The 16,124-nt window shown below is 71.5% G+C and carries 13 protein-coding genes and 1 riboswitch; of the genes, 7 read left to right on the forward strand and 6 right to left on the reverse strand.

The window, feature by feature from the left end; genetic code table 11:
• Nucleotides 1-257: 257 nt before the first annotated feature.
• Nucleotides 258-1,214, reverse strand: a complete 957-nt coding sequence (locus tag E6U81_RS31865) for an NAD-dependent epimerase/dehydratase family protein (protein ID WP_136233498.1) — start codon at nt 1,212-1,214, stop codon at nt 258-260.
• Entirely contained in the window at nt 1,211-1,858 is a 648-nt protein-coding gene (locus tag E6U81_RS31870; protein ID WP_136233499.1) for a ScbR family autoregulator-binding transcription factor, read from the reverse strand. The genes E6U81_RS31865 and E6U81_RS31870 overlap by 4 nt, the downstream gene beginning before the upstream one ends.
• 182 nt (nt 1,859-2,040) lie before the next feature.
• Between E6U81_RS31870 and E6U81_RS31875 the strand changes: the two genes are divergently transcribed.
• Nucleotides 2,041-2,616 (forward strand): AfsA-related hotdog domain-containing protein, encoded by a 576-nt coding sequence (locus E6U81_RS31875; RefSeq protein WP_240804132.1) that lies wholly within the window; start codon nt 2,041-2,043, stop codon nt 2,614-2,616.
• A gap of 123 nt (nt 2,617-2,739) precedes the next feature.
• Here E6U81_RS31875 and E6U81_RS31880 read toward each other — a convergent pair whose 3' ends face one another.
• The gene (locus tag E6U81_RS31880; RefSeq protein ID WP_276615833.1) at nt 2,740-3,096 is read right to left on the reverse strand and encodes a zinc ribbon domain-containing protein YjdM; all 357 of its coding nucleotides are present in this window, start codon (nt 3,094-3,096) and stop codon (nt 2,740-2,742) included.
• A 68-nt stretch (nt 3,097-3,164) separates the two neighbouring features.
• Between E6U81_RS31880 and E6U81_RS31885 the strand changes: the two genes are divergently transcribed.
• Nucleotides 3,165-4,793 carry an AMP-binding protein gene (locus tag E6U81_RS31885; protein WP_136233502.1) on the forward strand — a complete coding sequence of 543 codons (1,629 nt, stop codon included), beginning with the start codon at nt 3,165-3,167 and terminating at the stop codon, nt 4,791-4,793.
• Between the two features lie 138 nt (nt 4,794-4,931).
• Nucleotides 4,932-6,149: a serine hydrolase domain-containing protein gene (locus tag E6U81_RS31890; protein ID WP_136233503.1), complete on the forward strand. Its 1,218-nt coding sequence runs from the start codon at nt 4,932-4,934 to the stop codon at nt 6,147-6,149.
• Nucleotides 6,150-6,190: 41 nt separating this feature from the next.
• Here E6U81_RS31890 and E6U81_RS31895 read toward each other — a convergent pair whose 3' ends face one another.
• Complete coding sequence (locus E6U81_RS31895; RefSeq protein WP_136233504.1) at nt 6,191-6,475, reverse strand: hypothetical protein; 285 nt, start codon at nt 6,473-6,475, stop codon at nt 6,191-6,193.
• Nucleotides 6,476-6,756: 281 nt separating this feature from the next.
• On the opposite strand from E6U81_RS31895, the gene E6U81_RS31900 reads away from it, so the two are divergent.
• Together E6U81_RS31900 and E6U81_RS31905 are read left to right on the forward strand one after the other, a co-directional pair.
• Nucleotides 6,757-8,823 (forward strand): discoidin domain-containing protein, encoded by a 2,067-nt coding sequence (locus E6U81_RS31900; RefSeq protein WP_136233505.1) that lies wholly within the window; start codon nt 6,757-6,759, stop codon nt 8,821-8,823.
• Nucleotides 8,824-8,937: 114 nt separating this feature from the next.
• Nucleotides 8,938-9,603, forward strand: a complete 666-nt coding sequence (locus tag E6U81_RS31905; protein WP_136233506.1) for a TetR family transcriptional regulator C-terminal domain-containing protein — start codon at nt 8,938-8,940, stop codon at nt 9,601-9,603.
• A 13-nt stretch (nt 9,604-9,616) separates the two neighbouring features.
• On the opposite strand, the gene metE is transcribed toward E6U81_RS31905, so the two are convergent.
• On the reverse strand, nt 9,617-11,935 hold the full coding sequence (gene metE, locus E6U81_RS31910) for a 5-methyltetrahydropteroyltriglutamate--homocysteine S-methyltransferase (RefSeq protein ID WP_136233507.1): 2,319 nt from the start codon (nt 11,933-11,935) through the stop codon (nt 9,617-9,619).
• 180 nt (nt 11,936-12,115) lie between these two features.
• Nucleotides 12,116-12,342, reverse strand: a riboswitch (cobalamin riboswitch).
• Nucleotides 12,343-12,458: 116 nt separating this feature from the next.
• On the opposite strand from metE, the gene E6U81_RS31915 reads away from it, so the two are divergent.
• Entirely contained in the window at nt 12,459-13,016 is a 558-nt protein-coding gene (locus tag E6U81_RS31915) for a hypothetical protein (RefSeq protein ID WP_136233508.1), read from the forward strand.
• Nucleotides 13,017-13,105: 89 nt separating this feature from the next.
• Here the strand turns inward: E6U81_RS31915 and E6U81_RS31920 are convergent, their stop codons facing one another.
• The gene (locus E6U81_RS31920) at nt 13,106-14,785 is read right to left on the reverse strand and encodes an FAD-dependent monooxygenase (RefSeq protein ID WP_136233509.1); all 1,680 of its coding nucleotides are present in this window, start codon (nt 14,783-14,785) and stop codon (nt 13,106-13,108) included.
• 147 nt (nt 14,786-14,932) lie between these two features.
• Here E6U81_RS31920 and E6U81_RS31925 point away from each other — a divergent pair, with 147 nt between their 5' ends.
• A complete protein-coding gene (locus tag E6U81_RS31925; protein ID WP_136233510.1) occupies nt 14,933-16,117 on the forward strand; it encodes a SchA/CurD-like domain-containing protein in 1,185 nt (394 codons plus the stop codon).
• The last annotated feature ends 7 nt before the right edge of the window (nt 16,118-16,124 follow it).

Raw genomic sequence — 16,124 nt, forward strand, 5'->3', positions numbered from 1 at the left:
GCCCCACCACGATCGCCGAACCACCCACGACCTCGACGAAAGCACCACCGAACAGCTCCGCCAGCGACTCGTCCCACTCGTCCGGCACAACGCCACGCACGTCATACGCCTTGACGATGTTCGAAAGGTCGGGCATTTCCACTCCTCCACAAGGGTCTTCGGGATGACCAGGACCGGCTGTGTCCGGGACGCTACCCGCCCCCTTCCCCGCCACGGCCCGTCCGCCCCCATCCCGTTGAGGCTTTGGCAGATCCACGTCACTCTGGCCGGACCGCGCCCCTCTCCCGGTACCAGGACGCCGCCCGGCCGAGCCGGTGCAGTGGGCCCGGCCCCGGGGCGATGCCCGCGAGCCGCCATGCCGCGTCCGCGCGGTACCAGTGGTCCCGCGCCAGCAGCGTGAACTGCCGCTCGCTCACCCAGCCGGGGGTCGCGGCCAGGGCCTCCAGGCACCTGCTCCAGGGCCAGTCCGCGGTGGGCCGCTCCGGCAGCACCCCGTGCCCGGCCAGGGCGTGCATGAGGTCCCGGTTGCGCACTGGCTCCGGGTGGTGGGCGTGCAGGACGCCCGTCGTGCCGGCCGCGGCACCGTTCCCGAGGGCGAACGCCGCGAGGAGCCGCGCCAGGTCGTCGACGTCGACGAAGGAGGCCAGCCCCGCTCCCCCGTCCCACTGCGCCGGCACCCGCCGGAAGGCGTCGGCGAGGGCCGGTACGACCCATCGGTCGCCCCTGCCCAGCACCAGCCCGGCGCGCAGCACCAGGCCCCCCGCATCGAGTACGGGCGCCTCCCCCGACAGCCGTCCGGCGCTGGCGGGCGAGACCGGCGCGGGCGTCAACTCCCCCGCCTGCGCGCCGCGGTGCGGTCCCGGGCCGTAGACGGCGCACGTCGACAGGTGGACGATGCGCCGCACCCCCGCGCGCCGCGCCTCCGCCATCAGGGCGGCGGTTCCGGCGGAGTTGACCGCCTCGCAGCGGTCGGCGTCCGGTCCGACGTAGGAGGCCAGCGAGAGCAGGACGACGGCGCCTTCGCACACCCCGCGCAGGGAAGCCGGGTCGGCCAGGTCCGCGCCCACCCGGTGTACGGCACCCGCCGCGGCGGGTGCCGGCGTACGGGTCAACACGCGCGGCACGACCTGCGGGTACCGGTCGGCCAAGTGGCGCAGTACCGCGGTTCCGACGAAGCCCGTCGCCCCGGTCACGACGACCTGGCGGCCGCTCACCCCTTCTGCTCCGGTGCGGCCGCCTCCAGCGTCAGGCGCAGTCCCCTGCGGGTGTCCTCGGTGGCAACGGCGGGCAACAGGTAGCGCCAGAGCGAGGCGATGCGATGCGGCAGGTCCGCCCGGCCGGTGGAGACCTGGGAGAAGAGCTGTGCGCCGGTGAAGGAGCTGACCAGCACCCAGGCCAGTTCGTGGTCGTCGACGTCCGGCTGGAGCTCGCCCTTGGCCCGGGCGAAGCGCAGCTGCTGGCGGAACTCCAGGACCCAGGCCTGGTAGGCGACGTCGTCGCGCAGGCCGAACTCGCCCTGTTCCACGGCCAGTCGTACGCCGGCACGGAGCACCGGATTGTGCCGGAGCTGCTCCGCGAGGTAGAGCGTGATGTCCACCAGGCGCTGGAGGCCGTCCTCGCCCGCGGGGAACTCCAGGCCCTCGCCCTGACCGACCATCACGGCGTAGGCGAGTTCCTCCTTCGAGCTGAAGTGGAAGTACATCCCGCCCTGCGTGACATCAGCCCGCTTCATGATCTTGCTGATGCTGGCTCCGCTGAAGCCGAACTCGTCGAAGACCTCCGCGGCGGCGCGCAGGATGGCCGCCTTCGTCTGAACCGCCCTGAGTTGCGGGGCTCGTTGCTGCTTGCGTTCTGACATGGGCACCTAATCCTTCTCGATAAAAAAACGAACATCCTTTATTTTAGGACCCAGCGCCGAACAAGCACCAGCACCAGCTCATGTCCGACGTTCCTGGGGGGGCTCAACCAAAGACTGTCTCAGCCACTCGCTCCACCTCACCCGCAACCGCCTCGCTCAGCAGCGCCTTACCGCGCGAGTACGTGCACAAGAGCGCGCACTCCGAGGTCCTGCTCACCGGATGGCGCTCCGTCACTCCCGACGAGTACGTCATCACCGCCCAGTGGCCCCGTGCCCACAGCTTCTACTCGCCCGACGCGGGCCACCACGACCCGCTGCTCCTGGCCGAATCCGTCCGCCAGGCCATCCCCCTGCTCAGCCACGTGGCGTACGACGTGCCCTTCGGCCACCGTCAGACCAACTCCACGCACCGCGCGCAGCTGCGGGCCGACATCAACCACCCGATCCTCTTCGACCACCCCGTCGACCACGCCCCGGGCATGCTGCTGCTGGAGGCCGTGCGCCAGGCCGCGTACGCCTCGGCCTTCCCGCGCCGCGGGGTCCTGACCGACATGGAGATGCAGTTCTTCCGCTACGCGGAGCTGAACTCGCCCTGCTGGATCGAGACGACCGCGCTCCCCGACCGTACGGCGGCGCCGGACGGCCGGCGGCTACCCGTGCGGGTCGTGGCCCGGCAGAACGGCGAGGAGGTCTTCACGGCCACGGCGGCGATCACCACCATGGCGCCCGTGCCACAGCGCGTCTTCTCCGCGCCCTGACCTTGCTGCGCGGAAGGACGCGCCGCACCCCCCGCGCGTACGACGAAGGCGCCTGCCCGGGCTCCCCCCGGTCAGGCGCCTTCCGTTCTCCCCTCGGGCCTCCTCGGGTCCCTCTCGGGTCCCTCAGCCCTTGCGGACCACGCCGGACTTGAGCTGCATCTGCCCGAACCCCTCGATCCTGCAGTCGATGTCGTGGCCGTCCACGCCGTCGACGAGGCGGATGTTGCGCACCTTGGTGCCCGCCTTGATCCCGGTCGGGCTGCCCTTGACCTTCAGCCCCTTGACGACCGTCACGGTGTCGCCGTCGGCCAGCACGTTCCCGACGGCGTCCTTGATCACCCGCTCCTCAAGGGCCTCGCCCGGTCCGGCGGCGACGAGGGGCCACTCGTGCCCGCACTCGGGGCAGATCAGCAACGAGCCCATCTCGTAGGCGTAGGCACCCGCGCACTCGGGGCAGGCTGGCAAGGGGTTCTCAGTCACCCCATCAGTATATTTCAGGCGCCATCGCCCCAGATCACCCAGCCTGCCCGTCCGTCCAGGAGGTCCATGTGTCTGCCGCATCGAGTTACGCGTCCGGGGTCTGCGAAGTGCCGCTGCTCGGTGACACCATCGGCGAGAACCTGGACCGGACGGTGCGCAGGTTCCCCGACCGCGACGCCCTCGTCGACGTGGCCGCCGGCCGCCGGTGGACCTACGCGGAGCTGGCCGCCGATGTCGACGCCCTCGCGCTCGGGCTGCTCGACCTGGGCATCGTGAAGGGCGACCGCGTCGGGATCTGGGCGCCCAACCGCGCGGAGTGGACGCTGGTGCAGTACGCCACGGCGAAGATCGGGGCGGTCCTCGTCACCGTGAACCCCGCCTACCGCTCCCACGAACTGGAGTATGTGCTGCGGCAGTCCGGCATCCGGCTGCTGGCCGCCGCGGAGAACTTCAAGACCTCCGACTACGCCGCCATGATCGAGGAGGTGCGCCCGCGATGTCCGGCCCTGGAGTTCGTGGCCCTGCTCGGCGGCCCCCTGTGGAACTCCCTGCTGGAGCGCGGCCGCCGGGGCGACCCGGTCGCCCTGGCCCGTGCGCAGTCCGCGCTCAGCCCGGACGACGCCGTCAACATCCAGTACACCTCCGGGACCACCGGGTTCCCCAAGGGCGCGACCCTCTCGCACCACAACATCCTCAACAACGGCTTCTTCGTGGGCGAGCTGTGCCACTACACCGAGGAGGACCGGGTCTGCATCCCGGTCCCCTTCTACCACTGCTTCGGCATGGTCATGGGCAACCTCGCCTGCACCAGCCACGGCGCGGCCATGGTGATCCCCGCGCCGTCCTTCGACCCGGTCGCCACCCTGGCGGCGGTGGAGTCGGAGAGGTGCACCTCCCTCTACGGCGTGCCCACGATGTTCATCGCCGAGCTGGCGGAGCCCGGCTTCGACGCGTACGACCTGTCCAGCCTGCGCACCGGGATCATGGCGGGCTCGCCCTGCCCGGTCGAGGTCATGCGGGAGGTCATCGAGCGGATGGGCATGGCCGAGGTGTCCATCTGCTACGGGATGACGGAGACCTCCCCCGTGTCGACGCAGACCCGCGCCGACGACTCGGTCGAGCGCCGGGTGTCCACCGTCGGCCGCGTCGGGCCGCACCTGGAGGTGAAGGTGGTCGATCCGCGGACCGGGCGGACCGTGCCCCGCGGCGAGCCGGGCGAACTGTGCACCCGCGGCTACTCGGTGATGCTCGGCTACTGGGAGGAGCCGGAGCGCACCGCGGAGGCCGTCGACGCGGCCCGCTGGATGCACACGGGTGACCTGGCCGTCATGGACGAGGAGGGGTACCTGAGCATCACCGGCCGGATCAAGGACATGGTGATCCGCGGCGGGGAGAACCTCTACCCGCGGGAGATCGAGGAGTTCCTCCACACCCATCCGGACGTCCTCGACGTCCAGGTCATCGGGGTGCCCGACCCCAAGTACGGGGAGGAGCTGATGGCGTGGGTGCGGATGCGCGAGGGGGCCGAACCGGTGACCGCGGACGCGGTCCGCGCGTACTGCGCGGGCCGGCTGGCCCACTTCAAGATCCCGCGGTACGTGCACGTCGTGGAGGAGTTCCCCATGACCGTCACCGGAAAGGTGCGCAAGGTGGAAATGCGCCAGGAGGCCCTTCGCCTGCTGGAACTACCCTCGTAGAACGGCGCGTTGCGGCTCACGCCAACGCCGCCGTTGCCCGATGATCTTTCATGGGCGCGTCGCGGCCGCGCCGTCCGGCCGTCCGCGACGCTCCGCCCCTCCCCTCCCTGCCGACTGACCACCGACCAGAGGAACACCGTGCCACTGCCCGTCAACCGACGTCTCGCCCTGACCGCCGCCCTGCTCGCCGTGACGGCCGCCGTCGCGCCCGCGACCACCGCCCAGGCGGCCGGGACCGCCGGCGGCGCCCCCGACCTCGAAGCGCTGACCCAGGCGCTGCGCAACACGACGGCCGCCGGGGCGCCCGGCGCCATGGCCCGCTTCAGCGGCCCCGACGGGGTCCGCACCCGGGCCGTCGGCGTACGCGACAAGGCCACGGGTGCGGCCATGGACCCGCAGGCCCGCTTCCGGATCGGCAGCGTCAGCAAGACCTTCTCCTCCGTGGTCCTGCTCCAGCTGGTCGGGGAGAAGAAGATCGACCTGGACGCCCCGGTCAACCGCTACCTGCCCGGCCTGCTGCCCGACGACCGGATCACCGTCCGCCACCTGCTGACCCACCGCAGCGGTCTCGCGGACTACACCGACGCCATGTTCGAGCACACCGTCCCCGGCTTCGAGGCGGTGCGCAACCGGGTGTTCAGCTACCAGGAGCTGCTGGACCTCTCGCTGCGCGAGCCCAGGACGACCGAGCCCGGCGCGGCGTACAAGTACTCGAACACCAACTTCGTCGTCGTCGGGATGCTCATCGAGAAGGCCACCGGCAACCGGGTGGGCAAGGAGTACGAGCGGCGTATCTTCAAGCCGCTGGGGCTGCGCAACACCACGTACGTGCACCCCGACACGAAGATCAAGGGACTGCACGCCCGCGGCTACCTCCACCCCGACGAGGCCGGCGCGCCGCTGGTCGACTCCACCGAGCAGACCGTGTCGTGGGCCCAGTCCGCCGGAGCGGTGATCTCCAGCCCGGCGGACCTGAACACCTTCACATCCGCACTGCTCGGCGGCCGACTGCTGGCCCCGCGGCTGCTGGACGCCATGGTCACCGCGACCCCGACGGACACCACGAACACCCGTTTCTACGGGCTGGGACTGCGCCGCTACGACCTGTCCTGCGGCACGTCGGTCTACGGGCACACGGGCACGGTGCAAGGCTTCTACACGTACGCCTTCTCCACGCGCGACGGCCGGCGCAGCCTCTCCGCCATGGCGAACACCTCCAACAGGGGTGAGGCCAACACAGCGCTCGGCGGCACCCTCGAAGCGGCCTTCTGCGGCAAGCAGACCGAGAAGAAGGGCGCCCGCGGCTTCGGCTTCGCCCCGGCCGAGATGGACCTGCCCGAGCACAACGCTCGCTGACGCGCGCTGACGCCCGTCCGGCCGGGCGCCGCCGGGGTACCTCAGTCGGTGCCCACCACGTCGTCGCAGGCGGGGCAGACCCGGTCCGCGTACCCGGCGTCGTACCACGTCGGGCCGGGCTGCCCCGCGGGCCGCTGCGGGGCGGCCCGCATCGCGAAGGTGTCCCTGCCGCAGAAGGTCCGGGGACCGGGGACACCGGGCATCCCGGGGGCCGCGGGCGCCGCGTGCACGCGCAGGACGACCACCTCGCCGCCTGCGTCCGCGGGCCCGCCGGCGTGCGCCGCCGCCGGGTCCTCCACCTCGTACATCACGGCCATCGCGCTCATGCCCCGACGTTAGGCCGTCCCGGCGCCTCGCACCGCCCGGCCACGCCGGGCCCGCCCGTCCGTCCGCCCGTGAGTCCGTGAGTCCGCGCCGGACCCTCGCGGTCGAACGCCTGACGAATCATCAGGTCATCTGTCCCGGACTCTTGACTCCGTCGGCGCCAGTGGTGATTCTCGACCCACCGTTTGCGGGTTCATGACAAGTCAGTGTCACCTGTGGCCGTCGCGTCCCCGAACGGATCCGGCTCCTCCACCGCGCCATCCGCTGACCGAAGACGTGAGTGATGACCAATACCCGACACAAGAACCCCAGGCGCAGCCCCATCGCGGTCCTGTCATTGCTCCTCGCCGTGGTGGCGATGGTGCTCGGCCCCGTGCCCAGCTCCGCCGCCGACGACCCCGGCTGGTGGAATCCGGTGGCGCGGCCCGCACCCGACTCCGACATCAACATCACCGGCGAGCCCTTCAAGGGCACCGACGCCCAGGGACGGGTCCGCGGATTCGTCGACGCCCACGACCACCTGATGTCCAACGAGGGCTTCGGCGGGCGCCTCATCTGCGGCAAGCCCTTCTCCGACATGGGCGTGGCCGACGCGCTCAAGGACTGTCCCGAGCACTACCCCGACGGCACCCTGGCGATCTTCGACTTCATCACCAAGGGCGGCGACGGCAAGCACGACCCCAACGGCTGGCCCACCTTCAAGGACTGGCCCGCCCACGACTCGCTCACCCACCAGCAGAACTACTACGCGTGGGTCGAACGGGCCTGGCGCGGCGGACAGCGCGTGCTCGTCAACGACCTCGTCACCAACGGCGTGATCTGCTCGGTCTACTTCTTCAAGGACCGCAGCTGCGACGAGATGACGGCCATCCGGCTCGAAGCGCAGAAGACCTACGACATGCAGGCCTACATCGACAAGATGTACGGCGGCCCCGGAAAGGGCTGGTTCCGGATCGTCACCGACTCCGCCCAGGCCCGCGAGGTCGTCAAGCAGGGCAAGCTGGCGGTCGTCCTCGGGGTCGAGACCTCCGAGCCGTTCGGCTGCAAGCAGATCCTGGACTTCGCCCAGTGCAGCAAGGAGGACGTCGACCGGGGCCTCGACGAGCTGCACAAGCTCGGCGTGCGGAGCATGTTCCTCTGCCACAAGTTCGACAACGCCCTGTGCGGGGTCCGCTTCGACCAGGGCGCGCTCGGCACCGCGATCAACGTGGGCCAGTTCCTGTCGACCGGCACCTTCTGGAAGACGGAGAAGTGCACCGGCCCGCAGCACGACAACCCCATCGGGCTCGCAGCCGCACCCGCCGCCCAGAAGGAGCTCCCGGCAGGGGTCTCCGTGCCCTCGTACGCGGCGGACGCGCAGTGCAACACCCGCGGTCTGACCGACCTGGGCGAGTACGCGGTGCGCGGCATGATGAAACGCAAGATGATGCTGGAGATCGACCATATGAGCGTCAAGGCCGCCGGCCGGGCCTTCGACATCCTGGAGTCCGAGTCCTACCCGGGCATCATCTCCTCGCACAGCTGGATGGACGACAACTGGACCGAGCGCCTCTACAAGCTCGGCGGGTTCGTCGCCCAGTACATGAACGGGGCCGAGGGCTTCAGTGCCGAGGCCAAGGCCAAGAACGCCCTGCGCGACAAGTACAACGTCGGCTACGGCTACGGCACCGACATGAACGGCGTCGGCGGCTGGCCCGGCCCGCGCGGGGCCGATGCCCCCAACCCGGTCCGCTACCCGTTCCGCAGCACCGACGGCGGCTCCGTCATCGACAGGCAGACCACCGGGCAGCGCACCTGGGACCTCAACACCGACGGCGCCTCGCACTACGGCCTGGTCCCGGACTGGATCGAGGACATCCGCAACGTCGGCGGCCAGGACGTGGTCGACGACCTCTTCCGCGGCGCCGAGTCCTACCTCACCACCTGGGGCTCGTCCGAGAAGCACAAGGCCGGGGTGAACCTCGCCGCGGGCGCCTCCGCCACGGCCAGCTCCTCCGAGTGGAACCCGTTCACCAGCTACGCCCCGTCCCGGGCCGTGGACGGGAACACGGGCACCCGCTGGGCGAGCGACTGGAGCGACGACCAGTGGATCCAGATCGACCTCGGCGCGGCCAACCTGGTCAAGCGCGTCACCCTCGACTGGGAGCGGGCGCACGGGCAGGCCTACCGCATCGAGCTGTCGGGCGACGGCGCGAACTGGCAGTCCTCGTGGTCCACCACCGCCGGTGACGGCGGTCTGGACACGGCCCTGTTCACCGGCACCACGGCCCGCTACGTTCGCATCCACGGGGTGCAGCGCGGCACCAAGTGGGGCTATTCGCTCCACGAGGTCGGCGTCTACAGCAGCTGACGCCCTCCACGTCCCCGCTTCCGGGGCCGGCCGGATCCGCCGATCCGGCCGGCCCCGGACGCCTTTGCCCGACAGCACCGCACCGCACGGAACGGAACGAAGGGAACGACGCCCATGGCACGGATGCCGTCGGCCGAGCGACGCCGCCAGCTGACCGAGGCGGCGATCCGCGTGATGGCCCGCGACGGCGTCGCCAGGGCGACGACGCGCTCGATCTGCGCCGAGGCCGGCGTATCGCTGAGCGTCTTCCACTACTGCTTCGAGTCCAAGCAGGCCCTGCTGGAATCCGTCATCGCGGCGATCACCGAGCACGGCATCGCCGTCGCGCGGGAGGCCATCCGGCCGCGGGCCACCCTCCGCGAGACCATCCGGGCCGGCTTCCAGGCGTACTGGGACCACGTCGCCGCCAACCCGGGCGAGCACATGCTCACCTACGAGCTCACGCAGTACGCCCTGCGCCGGCCCGGGTTCGAGCACCTGGCGCGGCGCCAGTACGAGCTGTACTCCGACACCTACACCGAGCTCATCGAACAGCTCCGCCGGCTCATGCCCTTCGAGCTGCGCGTACCGGTGCACGTACTGGCCCGCTACCTGGCCGCCATGACGGACGGTCTGACCCTCAATCACCTCGTGCTCGGCGATGCCGCGGTCTCGGCGGCCATCCTCGACATGATCACCGACCATGTCGCGGGGCTCACCGAGACCGCGCACCGGCCCGCGGACGGGGACGCGGACCGGGCGCACTCGCCGGAGTACGCCGGTCCCCCGCTCTCCGTCTGACGGGCTGCGCCGGTCAGACGGCGCCGGAGCCGTCGGCGCCCACCTCCGCGCGGACCAGGCGGGCCGCCTCGACCAGGTTCTCCAGCGAGGCCCGGGTCTCGGGCCAGGCCCGGGTCTTCAGGCCGCAGTCGGGGTTGACCCACAGCCGTTCGGCGGGGATGGCCCCCAGGCCCTTGCGCAGCAGCGCCGACGCCTCGTCGACGGAGGGGATCCGCGGCGAGTGGATGTCCCAGACACCCGGGCCGACCTCGCGCGGATAGCCGGCACCCGACAGCTCGTCGGCGACCTGCATGTGCGACCGGGCGGCCTCCAGGCTGATGACGTCGGCGTCGAGGTCGCCGATGGCCTCGACGATGTCGCCGAACTCCGCGTAGCACATGTGCGTGTGGATCTGGGTGTCCGGCCGGACGCCCGCGGTGGTGAGCCGGAAGGACTCGGTGGCCCAGGCGAGGTAGTCCGCGTGGTCGGCGGCTCGCAGCGGGAGGGTCTCCCGCAGGGCGGGCTCGTCCACCTGGATGACGGCGGTCCCGGCGGCCTCCAGGTCGTTCACCTCGTCGCGCAGGGCCAGCGCGACCTGCCGTGCGGTGTCCGCGAGCGGCTGGTCGTCGCGGACGAAGGACCAGGCGAGCATGGTGACCGGCCCGGTGAGCATGCCCTTGACCGGCTTCGTCGTCTGCGTCTGCGCGTACGCGGTCCAGCGGACGGTCATCGGGTCGGGGCGGGAGATGTCGCCGGCGAGGACGGGCGGACGGACGTAGCGGGTGCCGTAGGACTGGACCCAGCCGTGCTGCGTGGCGAGGTAGCCGGTGAGCTGCTCGGCGAAGTACTGGACCATGTCGTTGCGTTCGGGCTCGCCGTGCACCAGTACGTCGATGCCGGCCTTCTCCTGGAAGGCGAGCACCTCCCGGATCTCCGCCCTGATGCGGTCCTCGTAGCCGGCGGTGTCGGTGCGGCCGGCCCGCAGGTCGGCGCGTGCCGTGCGCAGTTCGGCGGTCTGCGGGAACGATCCGATGGTCGTCGTGGGCAGCAGCGGCAGGCCGAGGCGGGCGTGCTGGGCGGTCGCCCGCTCCGCGTAGGGCTGGGAGCGGCGGCCGTCGGCGTCGGTGACAGCCGCGGTCCGGGCCCGGACCGCGGGGTCGCGGGTGACGGAGGAGTTGGCCCGGGAGGCCAGGTCGGCCCGGTTGGCGGCGAGTTCGGCCGCGATGGCGTCCGTGCCGCGGGCGAGCCCGCGGGCGAGCGTGGCGATCTCGGCGGTCTTCTGGCGGGCGAAGGCGAGCCAGCGCCTGACCTGCGGGTCGATGTCCCGCTCGGCGGAGGCGTCCAGCGGCACGTGGAGCAGCGAGCAGGAGGCGGCCACGTCGACGGTGCCGGCCAGGCCGAGGAGGGTGCCGAGCGTGGCGAGGGACTTCTCGAAGTCGTTGATCCAGATGTTGCGGCCGTTGACGACGCCGGCGACGAGGCGCTTGCCGGGCAGGCCGCCGACGGCGGCGAGGTCGTCGAGGTTCGCGGCGGCCGCGCCGGTGAAGTCCAGGGCGAGCCCGTCCACGGGGGCCTTGGCCAGCAACGCCAGGGCCTCGCCGAGCCGGTCGAAGTAGGAGGCCACGAGCAGCTTCGGCCGGTCGGCCGCGGCGCCGAGCTCGCGGTAGGCGCGGGCGGCGGCGTTCAGCTCGGCGGGGGTGCGGTCCTGCACCAGGGCGGGCTCGTCCAGTTGCACCCACTCGGCCCCGGCCGCACGCAGGTCGGCGAGGACGCGTGCGTACACCGGGAGCAGGCGGTCGAGGAGGGCGAGGGGGTCGAAGCCGGCCGCCACGCCGGGGGCGGGCTTGGCCAGCAGCAGGTAGGTCACCGGCCCGACGAGCACCGGGCGGGCGGTGTGGCCGAGCGCGCGGGCCTCCTCGAACTGGGCGACCTGCTGGGAGGAGTCGGCGGTGAAGACGGTGTCCGGGCCCAGTTCCGGCACCAGGTAGTGGTAGTTGGTGTCGAACCACTTGGTCATCTCGAGCGGGGCCACCTCCTGGGTGCCGCGCGCCATGGCGAAGTAGCCGTCCAGGGCGTCCGCGCCGACGGCGGCGCGGTGGCGTGCGGGGACGGCGCCGACCATGACGCTGGTGTCCAGCACGTGGTCGTAGTACGAGAAGTCGCCGGTGGGCACCTCGGTGATGCCGGCGTCGGCCAGCTGCTGCCAGTTGGTCCGGCGCAGGTCGCGGGCCGCCTCACGGAGGGCGTCGGCGCCGACCCGGCCCTTCCAGTAGCCCTCGACGGCCTTCTTCAGTTCCCGGTTCTGCCCCTGACGGGGGTAGCCGTACACGGTGGCGGGGGTCTTGCTGGTCACGGAACTCTCCTTCGCGAGCTGTCTCCTGTGGACCCGGTGGGGGTCGGGAGCGCGAAGGGATGACGCATCGGACGGACCTCGACCGGTTGCGGGTGCGTACCTGTGCGTACGCGTCCGCGGTCGCCCGCCTGATGTATCGCCGACCCGCCCACGAGGCCACCGGGGTTTCCGCGCACGACGGGTCGCACGCGGGCAACGGGCAGGTCTTCGGACTCGCGGGCACGCCTGCCGGTCTCCCGGCGGGCACCTACTGGCCGTCGCTTCCCAGGACCTCGTTCCGGTCCCAGTGCGTATGACGGCGGTCGTTCCCGCTCACCGCTGCGGGGCAGTCCCGGATTCCCACCGGGTTCCCTCTTACGACGCATCCCGCCTGGCGGACGGGGCGAACCAGCTGCCCGGCCAGAGTAGATGCCCTTCCCCGGCAACGGGCGGAGTTGTCCAGGATCCGGATACCGGGATGAGACCGCCGGGGGTCATGCCGGGCCGGGGCGCTAGGTTTCCCCCCTCGCACCTGGAGGAAGTATTGACTGCGCGTTTCCCCGCGGCACGACGTCGTGGAAGAGCCTCCCGGGGTGTCCTCGTCGCCGCTCTGGCCCTCGGTGTGCTGACCGGGTGCTCGTCGGAACCCGACGCCGCCGAGGCGGAGTACCTCGGGGACTACAGCAGTCACCCGCCGCTCTCCGTCGTCGGCCACCCGTCCACGGGCACGTTGGGGATCACCCAGCAGGTGGTGTGGCGGATCGCCGACGGCCGGGTCGGCGAGCTGGCGGACCTGGGCGACCCCACCAAGGACAGGGGTGCGACCGAGAAGACCGCGGAGAACTGGATCGCCGCGTTCCGCAAGGGCGCCGGCGGGAAGGTCACGGCGGAGTTCTACGACGAGGGCTCCTACCGCCAGACCGTCGTGCTCTACCTGCACGGCACCGGTCAGATCAAGGAGATCTTCATCCTGCCCGCGAACGTGGACGGCGAGGGCGTCTTCCGGGTGAGCATGGCGGAGCCTGACCCCGCCGAGGCCACCGCCGTGGCGCCGTGGGTGCCGAAGAAGCCGGGCGAGCTCGGTTCGACGATGATCCGGTGACCTGAGCCCTACGGAGAAGGGCGCCCTCCTCGCGGATATCCGCGGGGAGGGCGCCCTTCTCTGCGTATCCGGGTGTCGGGCCGGTGGCGTCAGTAGCGGTCCAGCACCGTGGTGAGGACCTTGTAGAGGACCGATTCCGGGTCCGCCACCGCCTCCACCGAGCGCCAGGCCACGAAGCCGTCCGGGCGGACCAGGACCGCTCCGCGCGGGGTGGTGCCGTGCGCCTCGGCCCAGTCGGCGCCGTCCTCCGGGATCAGGTCGGCCTCCGGGCCGCTGCCGATCGCGTAGGCGTCCAGACGGACGTTCATGCGCTTGGCGACCGGTCCCGCCGCTCCGCTCCACGGCGTGCCCTCGGAGCTGAGCAGGACGAAGGACCGCTCGTAGAGGTCGACCGTGGACCTGCGCCGCCCCTCCACCGGGTCGCGGAGCCACAGGTGCGGGGCGCGCGAGCCCGGGTCCCCGCACAGCCGCATCCGCTCGGGCACGACCGGCAGGTCGGGGTCGGCTCCCACCACCGCGCCCTGGGCGTACCGGTACCCCATGGCCACGGAGAGGACCCCGTTCTGCCGGCCGCCGCGCGCGGGCGCCTCGGGAGCGGACTCGGGTACGGAATCGGGGACGGTCTCGGGCTCCGGCTCGTACCCCGGGTGGCTGTGCTCGGCCGAACGGGCCGAGGCCCGCTCGCTCGTCGCCCGCGCCACCGGCAGCCGCTCGGCCTCGTACGTCTCCAGCAGCCCGGGACCCGCGGCCCCGTCCAGCACAGCGGCGATCTTCCAGGCGAGGTTGTGCGCGTCCTGGATACCCGTGTTGGAGCCGAACGCCCCCGTCGGCGACATCTCGTGGGCGGAGTCGCCGGCGAGGAAGACGCGGCCCGCCACGTACCGCTGGGCGACGCGTTCGGCCGCGTGCCACGGCGCCTTCCCGGTGATCTCGACGTCCAGGTCGGGTGCGCCGACGGCCCGCCGGATGTGCTCGACGCAGCGCTCGTCGGTGAAGTCCTCCAGCGTCTCGCCCCGGTCGGGGTGCCACGGGGCGTGGAAGACCCACCGCTCGCGGTTGTCGACGGGCAGCAGGGCCCCGTCGGCGTCGGGCTTGGTCAGGTAGCACACGATGAAACGCCGGTCGCCGATCACGTCCGCGAGCATGCGGGACCGGAAGGTGATGCTCACGTTGTGGAACAGGTCGCCGGGACCGCTCTGGCCGATCCGGAGCTGTTCGCGCACGGGGCTGCGCGGCCCGTCGGCGGCGACCAGGTAGTCGGCGCGCACCGTGCTGTGCTCCCCGGTCTCGCGGTTCTTGACGATCGCGGTGACCCCGCTCTCGTCCTGTTCGAAGGAGAGCAGTTCGGTGGAGAACCGCAGGTCCGCCCCGAGCGTGGGGGTCACGGACATGAGGACCGGCTCGATGTCGTTCTGGCTGCACAGGCACCAGGTCGAGGGGCTGAAGCGCGCCAGTGCGCCCCCCGGGTCGATCTGTTCGAAGAGCCACTCCTGGTCGTCACCGGTCAGCGAGCCGCCCTGGAGGATGCCGTGGTTGTCCGCCAGGACCGAGGCGGCCTCGCGGATGCGGTCCTCGACCTCGGCGACCCGGAACAGCTCCATCGTGCGTACGTTGATACCGCGTCCACGCGGGTGCAGCGAGGTTCCCGCGTGCTTCTCGACCAGCATGTGCGTGATGCCATGACGGCCGAGGAACAGCGAGGTGCACAGGCCCACCAGCGAGCCGCCCACGATGAGGACCGGGACGCGGTGGTCGACGTTTTCCTTCATGGCTCTTCCATGCCCTGTACGAGGGGGGTTCCCTCGCCCGTTCACCCGCTTGGTTCTCTCCTCTCGCGCCGACGGGGCTACCGGACCACGATCGGTTCGGGTGGCGCCGCCCCGTGGCGACCGTGTGGTCTCGAAGGAGTGTGAACGATGACAACCTTGTCGGAACGGATATCCCAGTCCGCCTTCGACGACTCGCGACTTCGGGTCGTGCTGCTGCTGGATCTGTACGACGGTGCACAGAACCAGTTCCTGGAGGTCTACGAGGACCTCCACAAGCAGGTCTCCTCCGTTCCCGGGCACATCCGGGACGAGCTGTGCCAGTCGATCGAGAATCCGTCGCAGTGGCTGATCACCAGTGAATGGGAGAGCGCACCGCGGTTCTTGGCCTGGGTCAACAGCGAGGAGCACGTCGCGTCGGTCCAGCCGTTGCACGGCTGCGTACGGGACACCCGCTCGCTGAGGTTCAGCGTGCTGCGCGAGACCGGCCGGGACCACGGTCCTGCCACCGCGGCCTTCTCCCCCGGCGTACCTGCCGGCCCGGCCTTCGTCTCCGCTTCCGCGGACGGCCCCGAGCGGTCCGGGGGCCGCCTCCAGGTCGCCCCGCGCCGCGGCGACGGCGTCGTCCGCCATGCCCTGACCTTCACCGTCAAGCCGGGCAGCGAGGCCGTCGTGGCGGAACTGCTGAGCGGGTACGCGTCCCCGCAGGCGCAGGTCGACGAGCACACCCGGCTGCGCCGCAGCTCGCTCTTCATGCACGGCAACCGGGTCGTTCGGGCCATGGAGGTCGAGGGCGACCTGCTCGCGGCGCTGCGCCACGTGGCCCTGCAGCCCGAGGTCAGGGCGCTGGAGGAGGCCATCAACCCCTATCTGGAGCAGGACCGTGATCTCAGCGACCCCGGTTCGGCCCGGACCTTCTTCACCCGTGCGGCCCTCCCGGCGGTGCACCACGTGGCGGCCGGCGGCGGCGAGGGCCCGGAGCTCGCACGGCACGCGCTGTTCTACCCCGCCAAGAAGGGGTGCGGCACGGAACTGGCCCGGCTGCTCGCCGCACAGGACGAGGCGGCCGTGGACGACGCGGCGAGCCCCATCGAGGCGAGCACCGTCTTCCAGCGCGACGACGTCGTCGTCCGTCTCCTCGACCTGCGCGGGCCGCACGACGCCCGGCCGGCTCTGACGCTCGGCGTCGAGGGCGGCCACAAGGCGGCGGTGCTCGCGCGGCTGCTCGACAGCGCCAAGGACGGCGTCCCCACCACCCACCAGGAGATCTCACGCTTCCTCGAGCGCTCTGAGATGCGCCTGATCACCGACCGGCGTTCGCCGGACCGAGCCTGAGGAGAAG

The sequence above is a fragment of the Streptomyces sp. A0592 genome (assembly GCF_004795115.1).
In the GTDB taxonomy this organism is placed as follows: domain Bacteria; phylum Actinomycetota; class Actinomycetes; order Streptomycetales; family Streptomycetaceae; genus Streptomyces; species Streptomyces erythrochromogenes.

What these genes read in the sequence shown, in the direction of transcription:
- E6U81_RS31870 (WP_136233499.1), bottom strand. Translation starts at nt 1,858, where the DNA reads ATGTCAGAACGCAAGCAGCAACGAGCCCCGCAACTCAGGGCGGTTCAG.
- E6U81_RS31895 (WP_136233504.1), bottom strand. Translation starts at nt 6,475, where the DNA reads ATGAGCGCGATGGCCGTGATGTACGAGGTGGAGGACCCGGCGGCGGCG.
- E6U81_RS31900 (WP_136233505.1), top strand. Translation starts at nt 6,757, where the DNA reads ATGACCAATACCCGACACAAGAACCCCAGGCGCAGCCCCATCGCGGTC.
- E6U81_RS31905 (WP_136233506.1), top strand. Translation starts at nt 8,938, where the DNA reads ATGGCACGGATGCCGTCGGCCGAGCGACGCCGCCAGCTGACCGAGGCG.
- E6U81_RS31920 (WP_136233509.1), bottom strand. Translation starts at nt 14,785, where the DNA reads ATGAAGGAAAACGTCGACCACCGCGTCCCGGTCCTCATCGTGGGCGGC.
- E6U81_RS31925 (WP_136233510.1), top strand. Translation starts at nt 14,933, where the DNA reads ATGACAACCTTGTCGGAACGGATATCCCAGTCCGCCTTCGACGACTCG.